17 protein-coding genes are annotated in these 18924 nt (G+C 69.6%); 8 read left to right on the top strand and 9 right to left on the bottom strand.

What is annotated here, in order from left to right; all coding sequences use genetic code 11:
• Nucleotides 1–11 precede the first annotated feature (11 nt).
• On the bottom strand, nucleotides 12–572 hold the full coding sequence (locus ACEI37_RS22765; protein WP_018008175.1) for a flavin reductase family protein: 561 nt from the start codon (nucleotides 570–572) through the stop codon (nucleotides 12–14).
• 157 nt (nucleotides 573–729) lie between these two features.
• Between ACEI37_RS22765 and ACEI37_RS22760 the strand changes: the two genes are divergently transcribed.
• From ACEI37_RS22760 to msrA, 5 genes are all read left to right on the top strand, one after another.
• On the top strand, nucleotides 730–1800 hold the full coding sequence (locus ACEI37_RS22760) for a peptidase M29 (protein ID WP_373378261.1): 1071 nt from the start codon (nucleotides 730–732) through the stop codon (nucleotides 1798–1800).
• Nucleotides 1797–2618 carry an alpha/beta fold hydrolase gene (locus ACEI37_RS22755; protein ID WP_373378260.1) on the top strand — a complete coding sequence of 274 codons (822 nt, stop codon included), beginning with the start codon at nucleotides 1797–1799 and terminating at the stop codon, nucleotides 2616–2618. Before ACEI37_RS22760 ends, ACEI37_RS22755 begins: the two co-directional genes overlap by 4 nt.
• A 95-nt stretch (nucleotides 2619–2713) precedes the next feature.
• Nucleotides 2714–3967, top strand: coding sequence for an acyl-CoA dehydrogenase family protein (locus ACEI37_RS22750; RefSeq protein ID WP_373378259.1), 1254 nt, complete (start codon nucleotides 2714–2716; stop codon nucleotides 3965–3967).
• Nucleotides 3964–5514, top strand: a complete 1551-nt coding sequence (locus tag ACEI37_RS22745; RefSeq protein WP_373378258.1) for a class I adenylate-forming enzyme family protein — start codon at nucleotides 3964–3966, stop codon at nucleotides 5512–5514. Before ACEI37_RS22750 ends, ACEI37_RS22745 begins: the two co-directional genes overlap by 4 nt.
• Before the next feature lie 81 nt (nucleotides 5515–5595).
• Nucleotides 5596–6138 carry a peptide-methionine (S)-S-oxide reductase MsrA gene (gene msrA / locus ACEI37_RS22740; protein WP_373378257.1) on the top strand — a complete coding sequence of 181 codons (543 nt, stop codon included), beginning with the start codon at nucleotides 5596–5598 and terminating at the stop codon, nucleotides 6136–6138.
• A 30-nt stretch (nucleotides 6139–6168) separates the two neighbouring features.
• Here msrA and ACEI37_RS22735 read toward each other — a convergent pair whose 3' ends face one another.
• The 5 genes from ACEI37_RS22735 to ACEI37_RS22715 form a co-directional block, all read right to left on the bottom strand.
• Complete coding sequence (locus ACEI37_RS22735; protein WP_373378256.1) at nucleotides 6169–7242, bottom strand: DUF72 domain-containing protein; 1074 nt, start codon at nucleotides 7240–7242, stop codon at nucleotides 6169–6171.
• A gap of 15 nt (nucleotides 7243–7257) precedes the next feature.
• Entirely contained in the window at nucleotides 7258–8499 is a 1242-nt protein-coding gene (locus tag ACEI37_RS22730) for a class I SAM-dependent methyltransferase (RefSeq protein ID WP_373378255.1), read from the bottom strand.
• A 239-nt stretch (nucleotides 8500–8738) separates the two neighbouring features.
• A complete protein-coding gene (gene pdxH, locus ACEI37_RS22725; RefSeq protein WP_373378254.1) occupies nucleotides 8739–9377 on the bottom strand; it encodes a pyridoxamine 5'-phosphate oxidase in 639 nt (212 codons plus the stop codon).
• A 130-nt stretch (nucleotides 9378–9507) separates the two neighbouring features.
• Nucleotides 9508–10710, bottom strand: coding sequence for an MFS transporter (locus ACEI37_RS22720; RefSeq protein ID WP_373378253.1), 1203 nt, complete (start codon nucleotides 10708–10710; stop codon nucleotides 9508–9510).
• A 327-nt stretch (nucleotides 10711–11037) separates the two neighbouring features.
• Nucleotides 11038–13428, bottom strand: a complete 2391-nt coding sequence (locus tag ACEI37_RS22715; RefSeq protein ID WP_373378252.1) for an AsmA family protein — start codon at nucleotides 13426–13428, stop codon at nucleotides 11038–11040.
• Between the two features lie 210 nt (nucleotides 13429–13638).
• On the opposite strand from ACEI37_RS22715, the gene tcdA reads away from it, so the two are divergent.
• Nucleotides 13639–14508, top strand: coding sequence for a tRNA cyclic N6-threonylcarbamoyladenosine(37) synthase TcdA (gene tcdA, locus ACEI37_RS22710; protein WP_373378251.1), 870 nt, complete (start codon nucleotides 13639–13641; stop codon nucleotides 14506–14508).
• Between the two features lie 21 nt (nucleotides 14509–14529).
• On the opposite strand, the gene ACEI37_RS22705 is transcribed toward tcdA, so the two are convergent.
• Nucleotides 14530–15108 carry an AAA family ATPase gene (locus ACEI37_RS22705; RefSeq protein WP_373378250.1) on the bottom strand — a complete coding sequence of 193 codons (579 nt, stop codon included), beginning with the start codon at nucleotides 15106–15108 and terminating at the stop codon, nucleotides 14530–14532.
• 130 nt (nucleotides 15109–15238) lie between these two features.
• Here ACEI37_RS22705 and ACEI37_RS22700 point away from each other — a divergent pair, with 130 nt between their 5' ends.
• The gene (locus tag ACEI37_RS22700) at nucleotides 15239–15679 is read left to right on the top strand and encodes a bacteriohemerythrin (RefSeq protein WP_018008188.1); all 441 of its coding nucleotides are present in this window, start codon (nucleotides 15239–15241) and stop codon (nucleotides 15677–15679) included.
• Nucleotides 15680–15697: 18 nt separating this feature from the next.
• Here the strand turns inward: ACEI37_RS22700 and ACEI37_RS22695 are convergent, their stop codons facing one another.
• Nucleotides 15698–16075: a cupin domain-containing protein gene (locus ACEI37_RS22695; RefSeq protein ID WP_373378249.1), complete on the bottom strand. Its 378-nt coding sequence runs from the start codon at nucleotides 16073–16075 to the stop codon at nucleotides 15698–15700.
• A 79-nt stretch (nucleotides 16076–16154) separates the two neighbouring features.
• Nucleotides 16155–17000, bottom strand: a complete 846-nt coding sequence (gene trxA, locus ACEI37_RS22690) for a thioredoxin (protein WP_373378248.1) — start codon at nucleotides 16998–17000, stop codon at nucleotides 16155–16157.
• A 196-nt stretch (nucleotides 17001–17196) separates the two neighbouring features.
• On the opposite strand from trxA, the gene ACEI37_RS22685 reads away from it, so the two are divergent.
• Entirely contained in the window at nucleotides 17197–18891 is a 1695-nt protein-coding gene (locus tag ACEI37_RS22685) for a long-chain fatty acid--CoA ligase (RefSeq protein ID WP_373378247.1), read from the top strand.
• The last annotated feature ends 33 nt before the right edge of the window (nucleotides 18892–18924 follow it).

The following is an 18924-nucleotide window of genomic DNA, read 5'->3' as shown; positions in this document are numbered from 1 at the left end:
TCAGTGGCTGTTCAGAGATCGAGCGGGGCGGTGGTGGTGAACTGGCCGCCCTGGAATATCAGCGGGCCATCCTTGCCATCGAGCACACCGCAGCGCTCCACCTCGCCGACAAAGATGACGTGGTCGCCCTCGTCGTAGCGGCTGCGGTTGTGGCATTCGAACCAGGCCAGCGCATTCGACAGGATCGGCAGGCCGGTGGCCGAGAGCCGGTAGTCGACGCCGGCGAAGCGGTCGCCCTTGAGCGTGGCGAAGCGCTGGCACAGGTCAAGCTGCGACGCCGACAGCACGTTGATGATGTAGTGGGTGCCGTCGCGGAACATCGGAAGGCTGTTGGCGCGCGTGGCCATGCTCCACAGCACCAGCGGCGGCTCCAGCGACACCGAGTTGAACGAGCTGGCGGTGATGCCGATGAACGGGGGCGCGCCGGCCGCAACCGACTCGTTGCTGGCGCGCGTGGTGATCACCGTGACACCGGTCGCGAACTGCGACAGGGTACGGCGGAAGTGCATCGCATCGAAGTCCGGAGCGGCGGCTACGCTGGCGATCCGTGGCTGGGCCTCAGGCATGCCCATGGGGGCTCCACTGGAGTTCATGAAATTTCATATATATTATTCGCGCCAGGGGCGGCGAGTTCAAGTCCGGCGCCGCCGGCGCTGGCCGCGGCACAAAGCGTGGCGGCCCGGGCCCCATAGAACAAGAAGCCAATAACAAGCAGCAGGAGACAAGCGCATGCTCATCGAGCAGATCGAACACCGCTGGCTGGCGGCGTTCCGCCGCACGCTGGAACTCTGTGCCCTGCGGCACGGGGATGTCGTGGGAATTGTAACGGAGTCCCAATCCCGCCCTGTCAACGTGGCCTTGGCCGAGCTGGCCGTGCAGTCCCTTGGCGCCACCCCGGTGCGTATCCAGGTGCCGACCCCGGCGCTTGCGACCCCTGCGCCGGTGCGCTCCACCGGTGCCAGCGATGCCTTGCAGCATCTGGCGCCGGTGCTGGCGGCACTGTCGCGCTGCCAGCTGGTGCTCGACTGCACCGTCGAAGGCCTGCTGCACGCGCCCGAGCTGCCGCAGATCCTGCGCGGCGCCGACGGCGTGGTGCCGCGCATGCTGATGATCAGCAACGAGCACCCGGAGGTCCTGGAGCGCTGCCAGCCCGACCCGTCGCAGGAGACCACCGTGCGCGCGGCGATGAAGCGCCTGCGCGGCGCGCGCGAGATGCGCGTGCATTCGGCCGCCGGTACCGAGCTGCGCATCGGCCTGGCCGAGGCGCGCGTCGGCGGCGTCTGGGGTTTCTGCAACAAGCCCGGCCAGGTCTCGCACTGGCCCGGCGGGCTGTGCCTGGCGTTTCCGGCCGGGCGCCAGGTCAACGGCACGCTGGTGCTGGCGCCGGGCGACGTCAACCTGACCTTCAAGACCTACCTGCGCGACACCGTGGTGTGCCATATCGAGGACGACTATATCGTCGCGGTCGAGGGGCAGGGCGTCGATGCCGACATGATGCGCGGCTACTACCAGGCCTGGGCCGACCGCGAGGGCACGCGCGACGCCTACGCGGTCTCGCACGTGGGCTGGGGCCTGAACCGGATGGCGCGCTGGGACGCGATGACGTTTTACGACAAGCGCGATTGCAACGGCACCGAGCTGCGCGCGTTTGCCGGCAACTTCCTGTTCTCGACCGGCGCCAACGAGGTTGCCGGGCGGCATACGCTGGGCCACTTCGACCTGCCGCTGCGGAACTGCACGGTGTCGCTCGACGGCCGCAATGAGGTCGAGGCCGGCACGCTGGTGGAGGTGGCCGCATGAGCGCCGCCGCGACCACGCAGCGCCACGCCAACGGCATCGCCACGCTGGCCTGGGGCGACGGGCCGGTGGCGGTGGTGATGCTGCATGGCATCGGTGGCGGCAAGGCCGCCTGGCCCGCGCAGGGCGAGGCCCTGGCGCAGGCCGGCTACCGCGCCCTGGCGTGGGACATGCCGGGCTATGGCGACAGTGCCCTGATCGACCCCTATGACTTCGACGGACTGGCGCAGGCGCTGACGCCCGTGCTGCTGTTCGAACGCGACGCCGGCCGGCGCGTGGTGCTGCTGGGCCACAGCATGGGCGGCATGGTCGCGCAGCAGGCCTGCGCGGCCACGCCCGCGCTGGTCGACGGCATGGTGCTGTCCGGCACGTCGCCCGCCTTCGGCAAGGGCGATGGCCCGTGGCAGCGCGAGTTCATCGCCGCGCGCACCGCGCCGCTGGATGCCGGCAAGACCATGGCGCAGATGGCAGCCGGGCTGGTGCGCACCATGGTCGCGCCCGATGCCGACGCGCAGGCGGTGGCTTTTGCCACCGCGGTGATGGCGGCGGTGCCGGCGCCCGCGTACCGCGCCGCGCTGGGTGCGCTGGTGGGCTTCAACCAGCGCGACGCGCTGGCCCGCATCGCGGTGCCGGTGCTGGCGCTGGCCGGCCAGCACGATACCAACGCCGCGCCCGAGGTGATGCAGCGCATGGCGCAACGCATCGCCGGCGCCGAGTATCGCTGCCTGCCCGACGTAGGCCACCTGGCCTGCATGGAGCGCCCCGGGCTGTTCAACGACGCGGTGCTGGATTTCCTGCGCCGGCGTTTTCCCGTGCACTGAAGCGCGCCGCTTTCCGGCCACGCCAACACAACAACTGCCGCCGCGCCGCCCCCGTTCCCCCTTCCGGCGCGAGCAGGACAAAGAGGAGACGCGACATGCCATCCGGCCAGCTCGACTTCATTCCCGCCGTCGGTACGGCGGATTTCACCCCGGAACAGGCGCAATGGCTGACGCTCGCCAACCGCCTGGGCCGCGAGCGCTTCGCGCCGCGCGCCGCCACCTGGGACCGCGAGGCCAGCTTCCCGTTCGCCAACTATGACGACCTGCGCGAGGCCGGCCTGCTGGCCTTGTGCGTGCCGCGGGCGTTCGGCGGCGCGGGCGCGGACTTTGCCACCTACTGCATGGTCGGCGCCGAGATCGGCCGCTTCTGCGGCGCCACCGCGCTCACGTACAACATGCATATCTGCTCGACCATGTGGACCGGCGTGCTGTCCGATGGCATCGACATGACGCCGGCACAGCGCGACGAACACCAGGCCCGCCGCGAGCTGCATTTCGCGCGGGTGGTGCGCGACGGCGCGGTCTATGCGCAGCCGTTCTCCGAAGGCTCGGCCGCCGCCGCCGGCAAGGCGCCGTTCGGCACCACCGCGCGCAAGGTCGACGGCGGCTGGGTGCTGAACGGGCGCAAGATCTTCGCCTCGCTGTCGGGCGCGGCCGACTACTACGGCATCCTGTGCACCGAGGACCGCGGCGACCAGCATCCCGACATGCGCGACACGCTCTACATCGCCGTGCCCGGACAGGCGGACGGGCTCACCGTAACCGGCGACTGGGACCCGATGGGCATGCGCGGCACGGTGTCGCGCACGCTGCTGCTCAAGGACGTGTTCGTGCCCGACTACGAGCAGCTGATGCCGCGCGGGGTCTACTACCGCGCCGCGCAGACCTGGCCGGCGATGTTCTTCACGCTGTCGCCGACCTACCTCGGCGTGGCGCAGGCGGCCTACGACTTCACCGTGCAGTACCTGCGCGGCGAGGTGCCTGGCCAGCCGCCGGTCAAGCGCCGCATGTATCCGACCAAGCAGATCGCGGTGGCGCAGATGCGCATCCAGCTGGAAACGATGCGCTCGCTCTTCTGGCGCGCGATCCACGAGGCGAAGCCCAATCCGTCCAAGGACGAACGCCTGCGCCTGTACGCCGCGCACTACACGGTGATGGAAGGGACCAACGATATCGCCCGGCTGGCGATCCGCACCTGCGGCGGCCAGTCGATGCTCAAGGACCTGCCGCTGGAGCGGCTCTACCGCGATTCGCGCTGTGGCGCGCTGATGCTGCCCTGGACCGCCGAGCTGATCCTCGACCGCATGGGACGCGAGACCTTGTACGAATCCGGCGAGCGCGACGAATGAGCGCCCCCCGCAGAGCCATCCGCGCCGGTGCCGCTGGCCTGGGCGCGCTGCCGGCCATGCTGCATGGCCATGCCGAGGCCGCGCCGGGCCGGCCGGCGTTGCACTACCTGGGCCGCACCTTCACCTACGGCAAGCTGTGGCGGCGCGTGGAGCGCGCCAGCGCCCACCTGGCCGCAAGCTGGGGCATCCGCCCGGGCGACCGCGTCGGCACGCTGTGCCTGAACCACGAGCTGCAGCTGGTGCTGCTGTTCGCCTGCGCCCGCGTCGGCGCCATGTTCGCGCCGCTGAACTACCGGCTGGCGCCGGCCGAGCTGCGAACGATTGCGGCCCACGCGCAACTGGCCGTGCTGTTCCATGACGCGGCCCATGAAGCGCTGGCGCGCGAAGCCGGCGGCGATTGCCGGCTGGTGCCCATCGACCGGCTGGTCGACCATCCGGCGCCGTTCGGCGTGATCCATGCCGCCGTGCCGGACCATGCGCCGCTGCTGCTCGCCTATACCTCCGGCACCACCGGCAAGCCCAAGGGGGCTGTGCATACCCAGGCCGGCTTGCTGGCCAATGCGCGCGCCAGCTGGTGGGCGCACGGCATGAGCGCGGACGACCACGTGCTGTCGGTGCTGCCGCTGTTCCATGTCGGCGGGCTATGCATCCAGACGCTGCCGGCGCTGCTGGCGGGTGCGCGCGTCACGCTGCATGACCGCTTTGCGCCGCAGGCATGGCTGGACGCGGTGGCCGGGTCTCGGCCGAGCCTGTCGCTGATGGTGCCGGCGACGCTGCGCGCGGTGCTGGAGCACCCAGGCTGGCCCGATGCCGACCTCGCGGCGCTGCGCGGCGTGATGGCGGGATCGTCGACCATCCCGCGCTCGTATATCGACGCCTTCCACGCCCGCGGCGTGCCGCTCGGACAGGTCTATGGCGCCACCGAGACCGGGCCGGTGTCGGTGGTGCTGAAGCTGGAACAGGCCATGGCGCGTCCGGGCTATGCCGGCTGGCCGCAGCCCGAGGCCGAAGTGCGGCTGGCCGGCCCCGACGGCGCCGAGGTGGCTCAGGGCGCGGTCGGCGAGCTGTGGGTGCGCGGCACCAACGTCATGGCGGGCTACTGGAACCAGGCCGACAGTGGGCTTACCGACAACGGGCTGCCCGGCGGCTGGTTCCGTTCCGGCGACCTGGCGCACCGCGATGCCGAGGGCTGCATCGAGGTGGTTGGCCGCAGCAAGGACATGATCATCTCCGGCGGCGAGAACATCTATCCCGCCGAAATCGAGAACCTGCTGGTCGGCCTGCCCGGCGTGCAGGAGTGCGCGGTGGTCGGCGTGGCCGATGCGCGCTGGGGCGAAGTGCCGGTGGCGGTGATCGTGCCGGCGCCGGGCATGCCACGCGGCGCGCTGGCGGCCGAACCGCTGCGCGAGCTGCTGGCCGCGCGCATCGCCCGCTTCAAGCTGCCGCGCGAGGTGGTGCTGATGGAAGACCTGCCGCGCAGCGCCCTCGGCAAGGTGCTCAAGCCGCAATTGCGCGCGCTGCTGGAGGCACGGCCCGGGCCCGGCTGAATCCGCTGCAAGCGCGCCGGTCTGCGCTTATGCTTGAGGCCTGGCCAGACAGACAGACGACTACGCAAGGGAGCGGCGCAAATGGAACATGGATTGGAAACCGCCACGCTGGGCGGCGGGTGCTTCTGGTGCCTGGAAGCGGTCTACCAGCAGGTCGAAGGCGTGGTCGCGGTCGAGTCCGGCTATACCGGCGGGCATGTCGACCACCCGACCTACCAGCAGGTGTGCGAAGGCGATACCGGCCACGTCGAAGTGGTGCGCGTGAGCTTCGATCCGTCGGTGATCAGCTACCGCGAGATCCTCGAGATCTTCTTCGCCATCCACGACCCGACCACGCCGGACCGGCAGGGCAACGACGTGGGTCCGCAATACCGCTCGGCGATCTTTACGCATTCGGAGGCGCAGCGCGCGACCGCCGAGTACGTGATGCGTGAACTGTCCGCCGCCAAGGTGTTCGATGCGCCGATCGTGACGCAGGTCGAGCCGGAGCAGCCATACTGGCGCGCCGAGGCCAGCCATCAGAACTACTACCAGGACCATCCCAGCCAGGGCTACTGCGCGTTCGTGATCTCGCCGAAGCTGGCCAAGTTCCGCAAGCAGTTCGGCGCCAGGTTGCGCAAGTAAAGGCGTGCGCCGGCGCGGCGGCAGCTGGGTCTATAGCCGCGCCACGATGGCCTCGGCCAGCCGCATGCAGCTCAGCGGGGCGCAGCCTTCGGCGTTGTTGCTGACGATGACCATGGCCGGTTGGCCCGCGCGCAGCGTGCGCGCGACCACGTCGGCGATCTCGTGGCGGGTGTCGGGGTCGTCGTCGACGATGCGGTCGAACGGCGCATAGCGCTTCTCCGCGTAGGCGTAGGGCCGGCCCGCATGCAGCATCCAGCGCAGCACCAGCGGTCCCGCCGCGGCTTCGTCCATCAGCGCCTGCGCCGCCGCCTGGCGCGGCACGGGCGGAAGCCGGTCGCGCGCCGACAGGCAGAAGCGCACGCCGTGGTGGCGCAGCAGCCGGATATAGCGCGGCGTCAGCAGGGCCGGGTCGCGCAGTTCGACGGCATAGGCGGCGTGCGGCGTCAGTGCCGGATCGAGCGCCGGCAGTGCGCCGAGGAAGGCGTCGAGCCGCTCCAGGAATACCGCGCTGTCGGCCAGCGGCCCCATCGGCGACAGCTGGAACAGCAACGGCCCGCACTTGTGTCCCAGTCCGCTGGTGGCCGGCACGATGAAGTCGCGCGCCGCGATCTCCGCATCCAGGAAGGCGGCGTTGGCCAGCCGGCCGGCGCCGTCCGGGCCGCGCAGCCACGCGTCGCAGACGCTGGCCGGCGCCTTGACCAGGAAGCGGAAGCCCTCCGGCACCTGCGCCGCGTACGACAGGTAATCGGCCAGCGGGATCGGCCCGTAGAAGCCGCGGTCGATGCCGGCGGCGCGCAGCAGCGGGTGGCGCGAATAGGCGGCCAGGCCCTTGCGCGACAGCAGGCTGTCGCTGTACTCGCCGTCGTAGACCAGTCCGTTCCAGCCGGGATAGGCCCAGGACGAGGTGCCGAAATAAAGGTGCGGAGGCAGCCGCGCGGCCAGCGCCTGCAGCGCCGGCGCGACCGGCAACGGCTGCACGCTCTTGCCACGCGCCGGTTTGCCTGGGGAGTCGGGTTGGGCGGCCGCGCCGGCTGGCATCGCGGGCCGCCCGGGAGGGGCTGCGGGGGCGGGCAGGGGCAGCCCGCCAAAGAGGTCTTCAGTCAATCGCTTCGGTTGCCTTCAGTCGTTGCGGCCGATGGGCTGTTCGTAGATATAGCGGCGCGACCACGGCAGCGAGTCGGCCTGCAGCCCGGACTTGTGGCACACCACCTGGTAGATCGACATCTTTTCGGTCTCGAAGGCGTGCGCGCAGCCGGCAAGGTAGACACGCCAGATGCGGTATTTCTTCTCGCCGACCATGCTGCGGATGGTATCGCCGCGCGCCTCGAAGTTGTCGGCCCAGTGGTGCAGCGTGCGCGCGTAGTGCCGGCGCAGCAGCTCGACGTCGAAGGCTTCCAGGCCGCCCTGCTGCAGCGTGCGCAGCACCAGCCCGATATGCGGCAGCTCGCCCTGCGGGAACACGTAGCGGTCCATGAATTCGGCCCCGTCCATCGGCGTGGCGCCGTTGTCGGGGTCGGGCGAGGTGATGCCGTGGTTCATGGCGAAGCCGTCGTCCGCCAGCAGCTCACGGATGCGGCCGAAGTAGCCCGGCAGGTTGTCCTTGCCCACATGCTCGAACATGCCGACGCTGGTGATGCGGTCGAAGGTGCCGGTGGTGTCGCGGTAGTCCTGCAGCCGGATCTCGATGCGGTCGGACAGGCCGGCGGCCTTGACGCGCTCGGTGGCCAGGTCGAACTGGTTCTGCGACAGCGTGATGCCCACGCAGCGCGCGCCGAACTTCTGCGCCGCGCGCAACACCAGCGCACCCCAGCCGCAGCCGATATCCAGCAGGGTCTGGCCCGGCTGCAGCCGGATCTTGGTCAGGATGTGGTCGATCTTCTTGATCTGCGCGGTGGCCAGGTCTTCATCGCCGTGCTCGAAGTAGGCGCAGGAATAGACCATGTTGGGGTCGAGCCAGAGCTGGTAGAAGTCGTTGGAGACGTCGTAGTGGTACTGGATCGACTCCTTGTCTTCCTGCTTGGTATGCGAGAAGTGCTGCGCCACCTTGTACAGCGCGCCGCCGGCGCGCCGCGTGGCCGCGGCCGAGAAGCCGTAGCCCACCTTGATGATGTCCGCCAGGCGGCCGTCGAAATCGATCTTGCCCTGGACGTACGCCTCGCCCAGGTTGTCCAGGCTGGGGGTCAGCAGCAGCGGCAGGGCTGCGGCTTCGCGCACGGTCAGCGTCACCACCGGCTTGTCGAATTGCCCCAGCGGGTATTCGGTGCCATTCCACAGCCGCAGGCTGACCGGGAGATTGGCGTTCTCGCGCAGGTCAGCGATCCAGTTGTCGAGTTGCTTTTCCAGGGTTTGCTTGAAAAACATGCGCTTTACCTCCCGATGGTTGCGGCACACGCTTCGGCGGACGCATCCGGCAAGGAGAAACTGCGCGCAAACCTTGCCCGATCCGTCGCGAGCGCTGCAAGAAAAGAGTAGCCAAGCGACGCCTGTCTCACTTTAGTCCAATTCCGCAGCCCGTGCAGCGCACCGCCGGAAGACCCTGACGTCGTCCCGGGAGAGGCGTAGACGCATCAGCGCGGACGCGCGCGGCGTCCGCGGCCGGCTCAGGGCGACAGCCGCACGATCTGCCAGCCCGTGCCCGGCTGGACCCGGTAGGCGATACGGTCGTGCAGGCGCGAAGGCCGGCCCTGCCAGAATTCCAGCGCGGTCGGCACCAGGCGGTAGCCGCCCCAGTAGGGCGGGCGCGGCGGGTTCTCGCCGAACTTGCTGCGGTATTCCTGCTCGCGCTGCTCGAGCACGTCGCGGCCGGGGACCTCGCGGCTTTGCGCGGAAGCCCAGGCGCCTACGCGCGAGCCCAGCGGGCGCGTGGCGAAATAGGCGTCGCTTTCGTCGTCGGAGACCTTCTCGACGCGGCCTTCGACGCGCACCTGGCGCTCCAGCTGGACCCAGTGGAACAGCAGCGCGGCGCGCGGGTTTGCCGCCAGGTCCAGGCCCTTGCGGCTTTCATAGTTGGTGAAGAAGGTAAAGCCGCGGTCGTCGATGCCCTTGAGCAGCACGATGCGCGCCGAGGGCTGGCCGTCGGCGTCGACCGTAGCCAGGGTCATGGCATTGGGTTCAGGCAGCTTGGCGGTGACCGCTTCGTCGAACCAGCGCCTGAACTGGCTCATCGGCTCGGGGGCCACGTCGGATTCGGACAGCGCGCCCAGCACATAGGTGCGGCGCAGGTCGGCAAGTTGGGTCATGTCGCAATCATCAGGGAATCAGTCTGGAAGCGCGGTGCGCCCGGGGGCGGGGGCCGCAGGTCCGGCTGATTCGAGTATAGCGAATGCGTTGGAGGCCGCATTTGCGCGGCGACAAGCGGTACCGGCCAGGTCACCCGCCGGCGGCCGGCGGCGCCAGCGCCTTGCGCCCTTGCCGCCGCGAATAGTAGCCAGCCGCGCCCATCGCCCCCGCCATCGACAGGAAGATCGGCAGCATGCCCAGCGCCGTGCCGACCACGCCGAAGGTGAGCGGCCAGACCACCTGGCTGGTGTTCAGCACCGCCGAGCGCAGGCCCAGGGCCTCGCCCGCGCGGCCGTGCGGCGACGCGGTGTGCAGGATGTTCATGACATTGGGCTGCGCGCTGCCCAGCGCCAGGCCCAGCACGAAGGCCAGTGCGCACATCAGCCAGAAGTGCGCGACGAAGGGGTAGGCCAGGTAGGCCAGCGCGCCCACCAGCAGGGCGGCGCGGATGATCTTCCATTCCGACAACCGGCGCGACACCGCCGGCATCGCCACCCGGATGGCAAAGGTGGCGATGGCGAATGCGCCCAGCACCCAGCCGATCGACGACGGCGACAGCCCGATGCGCGAGCCCTGGATCGGGATCAGGAACGCGTGCAGGTCCCACGCGGCCGACAGCACCGCGCTGGCGACAAAGACCGCGCGCAGTTCGGGATGCTGCAGCAGGTCCAGCGTGGAATGGCGGGTGCCGTCCTCGATGGCAATGCGCCCGGCGTTGCCGCCGCGCGCGGGCAGCCGCGGACGCACCCATTGCAGGCCGGCCTGGCCCGCCAATGCCACCACCACCAGCACCGCGAAGGCGGGGCGGAAGCCCGCATGCTCGATCACGTAGCCCATCGCCACCGGCCCGAGCGTGCCGGACACCGACAGCCCGAGCGCATGCCAGGTGTAGTTGCGCAGCCGGGTGGCATCGGTCGAGACCTGCCCGATCAGCAGCTGCATCGCCACCTGGACCAGCATGAAGCCGACCCCGATCAATGCGCACGACAGGTACAGCGCGCCCAGCTCGTGCCACAGCGCCGGCAGCAGCGTGCCCGCCACCACCATCAGCGAGCCCGCCATCATCGGCTTGCGCGGGCCGATCTGGTCGATGCGCTTGCCGGCGCGGATCGCCAGCAGCATCGGCAGCAGCGCGTACAGCGACATCAGCACGCCCAGCGTGACGGTGGAGGCCTTGAGGGAAATCGCGAACAGCGACACCACCACGCGGCTGGCATTGAAGGCCACGTGGTTGCACACCGTCAGTGCGATCAACCAGGTGATCGGCGGGACGGCGGCATGCGTCAGCGTCATGGGGCGGGGGCGGAGCGTGGTGGACCGCGCCTGATGCCGGCGGGGAGCCGTACCAGACGGGGCGAATCAGGAAAAAGGGCCGCGAACAGGCCGCAAAAACTGGCAGCAAAAACAAAGGGCGGCCGCAGCCGCGCCTTCTCAAGGATGCCACACGGGCGAGCCCGCGTCGCAGCCAATGCTTGCCATGCTTAAGCTTCTTGTAAATGGCCGTTTAATTATGCGCCTGAGCGCGGCGCGGCACAACGACAACGTGCGTCAACTTGCCGCAGCGCTGCCAAGTGTTGCGATTTTGTTTAAACGGCGAGGGGCCCGGCATGCCGAGTGGATCTATCCGCCCTGGTAGAACGACCGGTCGTTGCTGGGGCGCTGCGGCGCGCGCTCGTTGGCCGGGCGCTGCGGCGGGCGCTGGCTGGCGGGCCGGGACGGTTCTTGCCGGCTGGCAGCGGGCGGCTTGCCGGCACGGGCTTCGGCCGCGGGCTGGCCGGGGCGACTGGCCGTGGCATCCGCGCCGGGGCGGCTTGTGTCCGTCGCGCCAGTGGCGTCGGCGGGCGCCGCCGCGGCCTTCGGGTCCTTGTAGGTCTTGCCCGGCGGAGGCGCGGTGGGGCGCTTGCGCAGTTCGGCCAGCAGCTTGGCGCACTGCGTGTCGTCGCCGCCCGGCGAGAGGTCGAGCAGCGGCAGCACCGCGGTGGCAACCGGCGCCAGCAGCGCCAGCGACAGCGCGCCGCCGGCGCGCAACGCCAGCACGCCGATATCGGGGCTGACGCGCGGGTTCTTCATGGTGCCGCCGACATACAGCGGCGAGCGCAGCGAGAAAATGCGCAGGCCCTTGGAGTCGGGGTGGATGGTCAGCGCCAGCCGCTCGCTGCGCAGGTCGATGCCGCCGGTGGTCTCGATCACTGCGTCCTGGGTGTCGAGCACGAAGGTGCGCGCGCGCGCCACGCCGTCGGTCATGGCGAAGTCGCTGACGCCGCAGTTGATCTGCACCGGCTTGTCGCCGAACAGCTTCGACACCACCAGGCTGCCGACATTAAGACCGATCGCCTCGAGCAGAAACTTGCTGACCGTGCCGTTCTCGACCAGCAGCCGCGCCTCGCCGTTGGACGAGCCCAGCAGCGCCGCCACCGAATTGCCGGTGGCCGACAGCTTGGCGCTGCCATTGAGCTCGCCGATGCTGGCGCGCATCAGGTCGATGGTCGGGAACAGCTGCTTGAGCTTCATGCGCCGCGCCTTCAGGTCGACCATCGCGCCCATGGGCTCTCGCTTGCCGTCGAGCCGCACCGTCGACACCAGGTTGCCGCCTGCGACGCCAAAGTTGAGCGGGTCCAGCAGCAGCACGCCGTCCTGCAGCTTCAGGTGGGTGACCAGGTCGGTGATCGGCAGCTCGGCATCGCGGATGATGCGCTTGCCGGTGAAGTGCACGTCGGCGTCGATCTCGTCCCAGCGCTCGGTGCGGAACGGCGCCACCGGCAGCGCCTTGTCCGCCGGCTGGGCCACCGGGCTGTCCTTGGCCGGTCGGCCGGGCTTGGCGTCGGCGCCGATCAGCGGGGCCAGGTCGACGAAGCGCAGCTGGTTCGACACCAGGTTGCCGGCCAGCAGCGGGCGCGGGTCGCGCTTGGTGAAGGTGAGCGTGCCGGACAAGTCGCTGCCGCCGACGCGGCCGGTGAATTTCTGATACTCGTAGATCGAGCCTTCCTTGCGCAGCGTCGCCATCAGCCGGCCACGCGTCTGGTACGGCGGCGTCGATGGCAGCACCACGCCGGTCAGCGCGTAGAGCCTGGCCATGCTGTCGCCGGCCAGAGTCAGGTGCACGTCCAGCGCTGCCAGGTGCGCCGGATTGGTGACGGTGCCTTCGATCTGGGCGCGCGTGGTGCCCACGCGCACATCGGCCTGGATCGGGAACGGCACGTCGGTATTGCGTAGGCTCAGCACCGTGCCGGCCTTGCCGCTGGCGTTGATGGTGGCCTCGTTGTAGCGCCCGGTCGCTTTCCAGCGCACGCCATAGCGGCCATCGCCGCCGTTGGCGGGCGCCGCCGAGGCCGGGCCGCCGGCCCGCGGCGCCGAGGCCGCCTGGGCGGCGCTGCCCGGCGGCCCGGGTGGCACGGCCGAGGCCTGCGGCTCGACCAGCGCGCCGTCGCGCGCCTTGTCATAGAGCGGCGCGTTGCCGATGGTGTCGAGTTCCGCCTGCAGCGAGATCTTCTTGAGCTGGTCGGTCAACGCGAGGTTGCCGCGCGCCAGCACCACCTCGCCGACATCCAGCTGCCATTTCGAGGTGCCCTCTTTCGGGCCGGTATCGAAGGTCCAGTTGTTGCGGCTGTCGGCCAGGCGCTCCAGCCATACCGCCGGGCTGTCGATGACGATGGTCGGCACCGCGATCTCGTTGGCCAGCAGCGGCAGCGGGCGCAGCACGAAGATCAGTTCGCGCACGGTCGCCATATTGGGTTGCGCGGCCCAGTCCGGGTTGCCGACGGTGATGTCGCGCGCCGACAGCCGTGGCCACGGCACCAGCGTGCGCCAGCCTTTTTCGCCCTCGCCGCGGCGCCAGGTCACGGTCAGGTCACCATTGATGGCGAAGGGGCGGCCGATGGCTTCGGAGACGCGGTCGTTGAGCCAGGGCTTGATCCGGTTCCAGTCGAAGGTCAGGATCACGACCACCAGCAGCGCGATCAGCGCGACCGGTGTCAGGACACTCCACAGAACGACCTTGCGGCGCACGGGCATGAGGCGGGCTCCTGGCTGGCTAGGGCGAGGGCCCGCGGAACCCGCGCGGGGCGGCGCGGCGAACGGACCACTGCAGGTCTATTGTATAGTTGCGCGCTTCCCGTCCTTGTCGGGGACTGGCTGACATCGCCGCCGGAAAATGCCGGTTTTTTTGCCCTGTCATTGCCGTGCGTGGCAAGGCCACGCGTCCCCGGATCCGCTCCTTCCCGTATGAACGATGCCGCACACGAGCTGGCTGGCCTGCCCGAGCCGCTGACCCACGAAAGCCCGGCCGACGACGACTACCATCGCCGCTTCGGCGGCGTGGCGCGGCTTTACGGCGCCGCCGGGCTGGCGCGGCTGGAGGCGGCCAACGTGTGCGTGGTCGGCATTGGCGGGGTCGGCAGCTGGGCGGCCGAGGCGCTGGCGCGCAATGCGGTGGGCCGCATCACGCTGATCGACCTGGACCATATCGCGCTGTCCAACACCAACCGCCAGATCCATGCGCTGGGCGACGCCTACGGGCGTGCCAAGGTCGAGGCCATGGCCGAGCGCACCGTCGCCATCAACCCGCGTTGCCGGGTGACCCAGGTCGACGACTTCGTTACCGCCGACAACGTGCCGGACCTGCTCGGCGCCGGCTATGACTACGTGATCGATGCCATCGATGCGGTGCGCGTGAAGACCGCCATGCTGGGCTGGGCCAGGCGCCAGGGCGTGCCGGTGATCACCTGCGGCGGCGCCGGCGGCCAGCTCGACCCCACGCGCGTGCGCATCGACGACCTGGCGCGCACGATCCAGGATCCGCTGCTGTCCAAGGTGCGCGCCAGCCTGCGCAAGCAGTGGGGCTTTACCCGCGACCCGAAGAAGAAGTTCGGCATCGCGGCAGTCTATTCGGACGAGCCGCTGCAATATCCCGAGCCCGAGCAGCAGGCCTGCGAGATCGACGAGGCGCCGCCGCCCGAGATGCCGTCAGGCCAGCCCGCCGCGCGCGGGCCGCAAGGGCTGGCGTGCGCCGGCTTCGGCTCGTCGGTGGCGGTGACGGCGGTGTTCGGCTTTGTCGCGGCGTCGGCGGTGATCGGCGCGATCGCGCGCGGCTGAGGACTTGCGCCGCCGCGCCGTTCAGGCGCTCAGCGCGCGCAGCAGCGCGTCGATCTCCGCCTGCCCCGGTGCCTGGTTGTCGAAAAAGATCAGTTCCGGATAGTCGGCGGGCGCGGGCATGAAGCGCCGGGTCCGGTACGCGTCCCAGTGCGCCAGCTTGTAGGCGTCGTTGGGGTTGCCGCGGCGGATGATGCGCGCGTGGGCCTCGTCCTCGGGCAGGTGGACCCAGACCGTGCGCACCGTGGTGCCGGCGGGCACGTGCAGCCAGTCCAGGTCGTTCAGCAGGTGGGCGCGGACTTCGCGCGACAGCGGCCCGATCACGATCGCGCTGATGCCCAGCGCCAGGTTCTCGCGCGCGGTGTCGAGCAGGCCCTGGTATTCGGGGTCGCGCAGGTGCTCCAGGTAGGCCGGGCTGTCGCGGTCGTTGGGATTGCCGGTGATGGCGGCCATGGCGGCGGCGCTGTAGCGGCCGTACAGCGTGTCCTTGTCGAGCAGGCAAAACGGCTCGCCGGTGGCCTGCATCAGCGGGCCGATCAGGCGGTGGGCGAGAGTGGTCTTGCCGGTGCCGGCATGGCCGCAGAAGAAGATCAGTCGGGGCATGAGCAAAAGACGGTAGGGTGACGGACCGGCCGCATTGCCCACAGCATACCCCCTCGCTTGCGCCAGATCAGGCCCGCGTCGCGCCGATTCGGTATCCTTGCCGTTTTTCTCCACGCTCGCCGCCGCTCCCATGGACGCCAAAGACCAGCTTTCCTCCGCCGGCCTGCCGGATCACCTGCACCTGGGCGAACCGGTCACCGATGCCACCCACGCCGAGTTCGTGCAGCTGCTGGCCGCGGTCGCCGGCGCCGACGACGACGCCTTCCTGGCGGCGATGGACGCATGGATCGACCATACCCGCCATCATTTCGCCCAGGAAGAACAGTGGATGGAGGCCATGGGCTTCGGCCCGCGCCATTGCCACGCGGGCGAGCACCAGCAGGTGCTGGCGGTGGCGGTCGCGGTGCGCGACAAGGTGCACAGCGATGCGGAGTTCCAGCTTGGCCGCCGGCTGGTGGCCGAGCTGTCAGGCTGGTTCGACCATCACGTCAAGTCGATGGACGCGATGATGGTCGAGCATATGCGCGAGAACGGCTTCACGCTGATCGAAGGTCCCGCGACGGCGGCGTGAGTACCGCCGATGTGGCGCTCAGGCCTCGCGCGCCGCGTCGCGGTCGATCACCACGAAGTATTTGCGCACCGGGTCCAGCACCTGGAACACGCCGGTAAAGCCGCCCGGGATCACGCAGGCATCGCCGGGGCCGAATTCGCTGGCATGGCCGCTGTCGTCGCTGATGCGGATGCGGCCGCTGATGACGTGGAAGAACTCTTCCTTGCCCGCCGGGAAGGCGATGCGCCACGCGCCCGGCTCGCACGCCCAGATACCGCAATCGAAGTCGCCATGCTGCGCGCTGTAGTGCGTCCAGGTGGTGCGGTCCGGATTGCCCGACACCAGCCGGTCGGGGCGCGGCCGGTCGTGGCTGGGGGCGGGTTCGGTCTTGAAGTCGATCAGGCGGGGCGCGGTCATGGCAGCGGGGGAAGCGGGGATGCGGTGGAACTGAGGGACTGAGAGTGCGCCAGTTTACCGCGCCGGGCCCGCGTCACCGTCAGTTCAGCGACGTGCTCAGCTGGCGGCGCCAGCGCGACACCACCTCGGGCCGGTCGGCCAGCATCTCGAATACCGACAGCATGGTGCGGCGGCCGATATCGTCATCGAAGCCGCGGTCGGTGCGCACGATCGCCAGCAGCTGTTCCAGCGCCGGCTCGTATTGCTGCTGCGCGATCATCAGCCGCGCCAGGTCCATGCGCGCGGCAAGGTCGCGCGGATCGGCGTCGATGCGGCGGGCCAGGGTGGCCGCATCGGGCAGGCCGGCGGCGTTCTCCATGGCATCGATGCGCGTGCGCAGCGCGCCATAGCCGTCTGCCTGTTCCGCCCGCGGCGACAGCGCCGCGAACTCGGCCCGGGCCCGCTCGATGGCGTTGCCGTCCAGCAGGAAGCCGATATAGGCCAGGCGCGCGGCATCGGACTCGGGATCCGCCGCGATCGCATCGGCGAACAGGGTCTCGGCGCCGTCGCGGTTGCCGGCGGCGGCGAGTGCGAGCGCATCGGCCAGCGGCGACCTGGCCTGGCCCGGCGCCAGCCGGCTCAGGAACTCGCGCAGGCCCGACTCCGGCAGCACGCCGGTGAACTGGTCCACGGCCTGGCCGTCGTCGATCGCGACCACATGGGGAATGCTGCGCACGCCGAAGTGCGCGGCCAGTTCCTGGTTCTCGTCGACATTGATCTTGACCAGCTTCCACTGGCCGTCCGCCTCGGCCTCCAGGCGTTCCAGCATCGGCCCGAGCGTGCGGCACGGGCCGCACCACGGGGCCCAGAAGTCGACCAGCACCGGCATCTGGCGCGAGGCGTCGATCACTTCGGTTTCGAAATTCTGCAGGGTGACGTCGCTCATGGGGAATCCTGGTCTGGAGAGAAAAAGGGGAATCAATTCCCCTTATTGTGAGGGCGAAGGCGCCGAATGCAACGCCAGTTACAGCGGCGGCGCGCCGCGGTTGGGGAAGTCACCGGTTGAAAATAGAACGATCGTTCGGTTATAGTCCTTGACCATACGACAGACCCGGTCCGCGAGACCGCACAGGAGACCCTTCATGCCAACCCCCGCCCGCCCGCATTTCCAGTTCTGGCCAAAGCGCCTGCCGCCCGCCATCGTGCTGCCGGAAACGTCGCTGTGGGCCAATCTGGAGGTCTCGGCGCTGCGCTATGCCGACAAGGCCGCGATCCGCTATTTCGGCAACGCCATCAGCTTCCGTGCGCTGCAAGAGCAGGCCACCGCGCTGGCCGGCTGGCTGCAGCAGAAGGCGGGCGTGAAGAAGGGCGACCGGGTGCTGCTGTATATGCAGAACTGCCCGCAGTTCATCGTCAGCTACTACGCGATCCTGCGCGCCGATGCGGTGGTGGTGCCGGTCAACCCGATGAACCGCGCCGAGGAATTCAAGCACTACGTCACCGACGCCCAGGCGCGCGTGGCGATCTTCACCGCCGACCTGGCCGCGGGGGTGGAGCAGGCGCAGGCCGAGCTGGAACCGGCGCAGCGCCTGCAGCACGTGCTGGTGACGCAATACGCGGACGCGCTGCCGCCGGCCCACGAACATCCGGAAGACGCGCCGCCGGCCTGGCTGACCACGCCGCATCCGCTGCCCGCCGGCGCCACCCCGTGGGCCGATGCGCTCGGCGCGGGCCTGCAGCCGGGGCCGCATACCGCCGGCCCGGACGACATGGCGGTGATGCCGTACACCTCGGGCACCACCGGCTTTCCCAAGGGCTGCATCCATACCCACCGCTCGGTGATGCACAACATCGTCGGCGGCGCGACCTGGTCGGGCTCGGGCGCGGAGTCGGTGGTGCTGTCGGTGCTGCCGCTGTTCCACGTCACCGGCATGCAGTACGGCATGAACGGGCCGATCTACAGCGGCGCTACCGTGGTGATGCTGCCGCGCTGGGACCGCGAAGTGGCGGGACGCCTGATCTCGCGCTACCAGGTCACGCACTGGACCAATATCCCGACCATGGTGATCGACTTCCTGGCCAGCCCCAACCTGGCTGAATTCGACCTGTCGAGCCTGCGCTATATCGGCGGTGGCGGCGCGGCCATGCCGCAGGCGGTGGCCGAGCGCCTGCGCGAGCAGTTCGGGCTCAACTACCTGGAAGGCTACGGCCTGTCCGAGACCATGGCGCCGACCCACAGCAACCCGTCGGACCGGCCCAAGCTGCAATGCCTGGGTGTGCCGACCTTCAACACCGACGCGCGCGTGATCGACCCGGTCACGCTCAAGGAGCTGCCGCCCGACGAGATCGGCGAGATCATCGTCAGCGGTCCGCAGGTGTTCAAGGGCTACTGGGGCAAGGAGGAGGCCACGCGCGAGGCCTTCATCGAATTCGAGGGCAAGACCTTCTTCCGCACCGGCGACCTGGGCCGCATGGACGAAGAGGGCTACTACTTCATCACCGACCGGCTCAAGCGCATGATCAATGCCTCGGGCTTCAAGGTGTGGCCGGCCGAGGTCGAGAACCTGCTGTACAAGCACCCGGACGTGCAGGAGGCCTGCATCATCGGCACCCGCGACCCGTACCGCGGCGAGACCGTCAAGGCGGTGGTGGTGCTGCGCGCCCATGCCAGGGGGAAGACCACGCCGGAGCAGATCATCGACTGGGCCAAGGACAACATGGCCGCCTACAAGTACCCGCGCGTGGTCGAGTTCGTCGAGGCGCTGCCAAAGTCGGGCACCGGCAAGGTGATGTGGCGCCAGCTGCAGGAAAGCGAGAACGCCCGCGCGGGCGCGTAGGACGAAAGCGCGGCATCCGTTGTACCCCGGTGC

The organism is Cupriavidus nantongensis (assembly GCF_041726985.1).
GTDB classification, from domain to species: Bacteria; Pseudomonadota; Gammaproteobacteria; order Burkholderiales; family Burkholderiaceae; genus Cupriavidus; species Cupriavidus nantongensis_A.
The sequence above is the reverse complement of the archived record's forward strand: the minus strand, read 5'-3'. Positions and strand labels throughout refer to the sequence as shown.

Bases quoted from the DNA above. Each gene is read 5' to 3' on its own strand.
- ACEI37_RS22730 (WP_373378255.1), bottom strand. From the start codon at position 8,499: ATGTTTTTCAAGCAAACCCTGGAAAAGCAACTCGACAACTGGATCGCT.
- msrA (WP_373378257.1), top strand. From the start codon at position 5,596: ATGGAACATGGATTGGAAACCGCCACGCTGGGCGGCGGGTGCTTCTGG.
- ACEI37_RS22765 (WP_018008175.1), bottom strand. From the start codon at position 572: ATGGGCATGCCTGAGGCCCAGCCACGGATCGCCAGCGTAGCCGCCGCT.
- trxA (WP_373378248.1), bottom strand. From the start codon at position 17,000: ATGAGCGACGTCACCCTGCAGAATTTCGAAACCGAAGTGATCGACGCC.
- ACEI37_RS22745 (WP_373378258.1), top strand. From the start codon at position 3,964: ATGAGCGCCCCCCGCAGAGCCATCCGCGCCGGTGCCGCTGGCCTGGGC.
- pdxH (WP_373378254.1), bottom strand. From the start codon at position 9,377: ATGACCCAACTTGCCGACCTGCGCCGCACCTATGTGCTGGGCGCGCTG.
- ACEI37_RS22695 (WP_373378249.1), bottom strand. From the start codon at position 16,075: ATGACCGCGCCCCGCCTGATCGACTTCAAGACCGAACCCGCCCCCAGC.
- ACEI37_RS22685 (WP_373378247.1), top strand. From the start codon at position 17,197: ATGCCAACCCCCGCCCGCCCGCATTTCCAGTTCTGGCCAAAGCGCCTG.
- ACEI37_RS22720 (WP_373378253.1), bottom strand. From the start codon at position 10,710: ATGACGCTGACGCATGCCGCCGTCCCGCCGATCACCTGGTTGATCGCA.
- ACEI37_RS22705 (WP_373378250.1), bottom strand. From the start codon at position 15,108: ATGCCCCGACTGATCTTCTTCTGCGGCCATGCCGGCACCGGCAAGACC.
- ACEI37_RS22755 (WP_373378260.1), top strand. From the start codon at position 1,797: ATGAGCGCCGCCGCGACCACGCAGCGCCACGCCAACGGCATCGCCACG.
- ACEI37_RS22700 (WP_018008188.1), top strand. From the start codon at position 15,239: ATGGACGCCAAAGACCAGCTTTCCTCCGCCGGCCTGCCGGATCACCTG.
- ACEI37_RS22750 (WP_373378259.1), top strand. From the start codon at position 2,714: ATGCCATCCGGCCAGCTCGACTTCATTCCCGCCGTCGGTACGGCGGAT.
- tcdA (WP_373378251.1), top strand. From the start codon at position 13,639: ATGAACGATGCCGCACACGAGCTGGCTGGCCTGCCCGAGCCGCTGACC.
- ACEI37_RS22760 (WP_373378261.1), top strand. From the start codon at position 730: ATGCTCATCGAGCAGATCGAACACCGCTGGCTGGCGGCGTTCCGCCGC.
- ACEI37_RS22715 (WP_373378252.1), bottom strand. From the start codon at position 13,428: ATGCCCGTGCGCCGCAAGGTCGTTCTGTGGAGTGTCCTGACACCGGTC.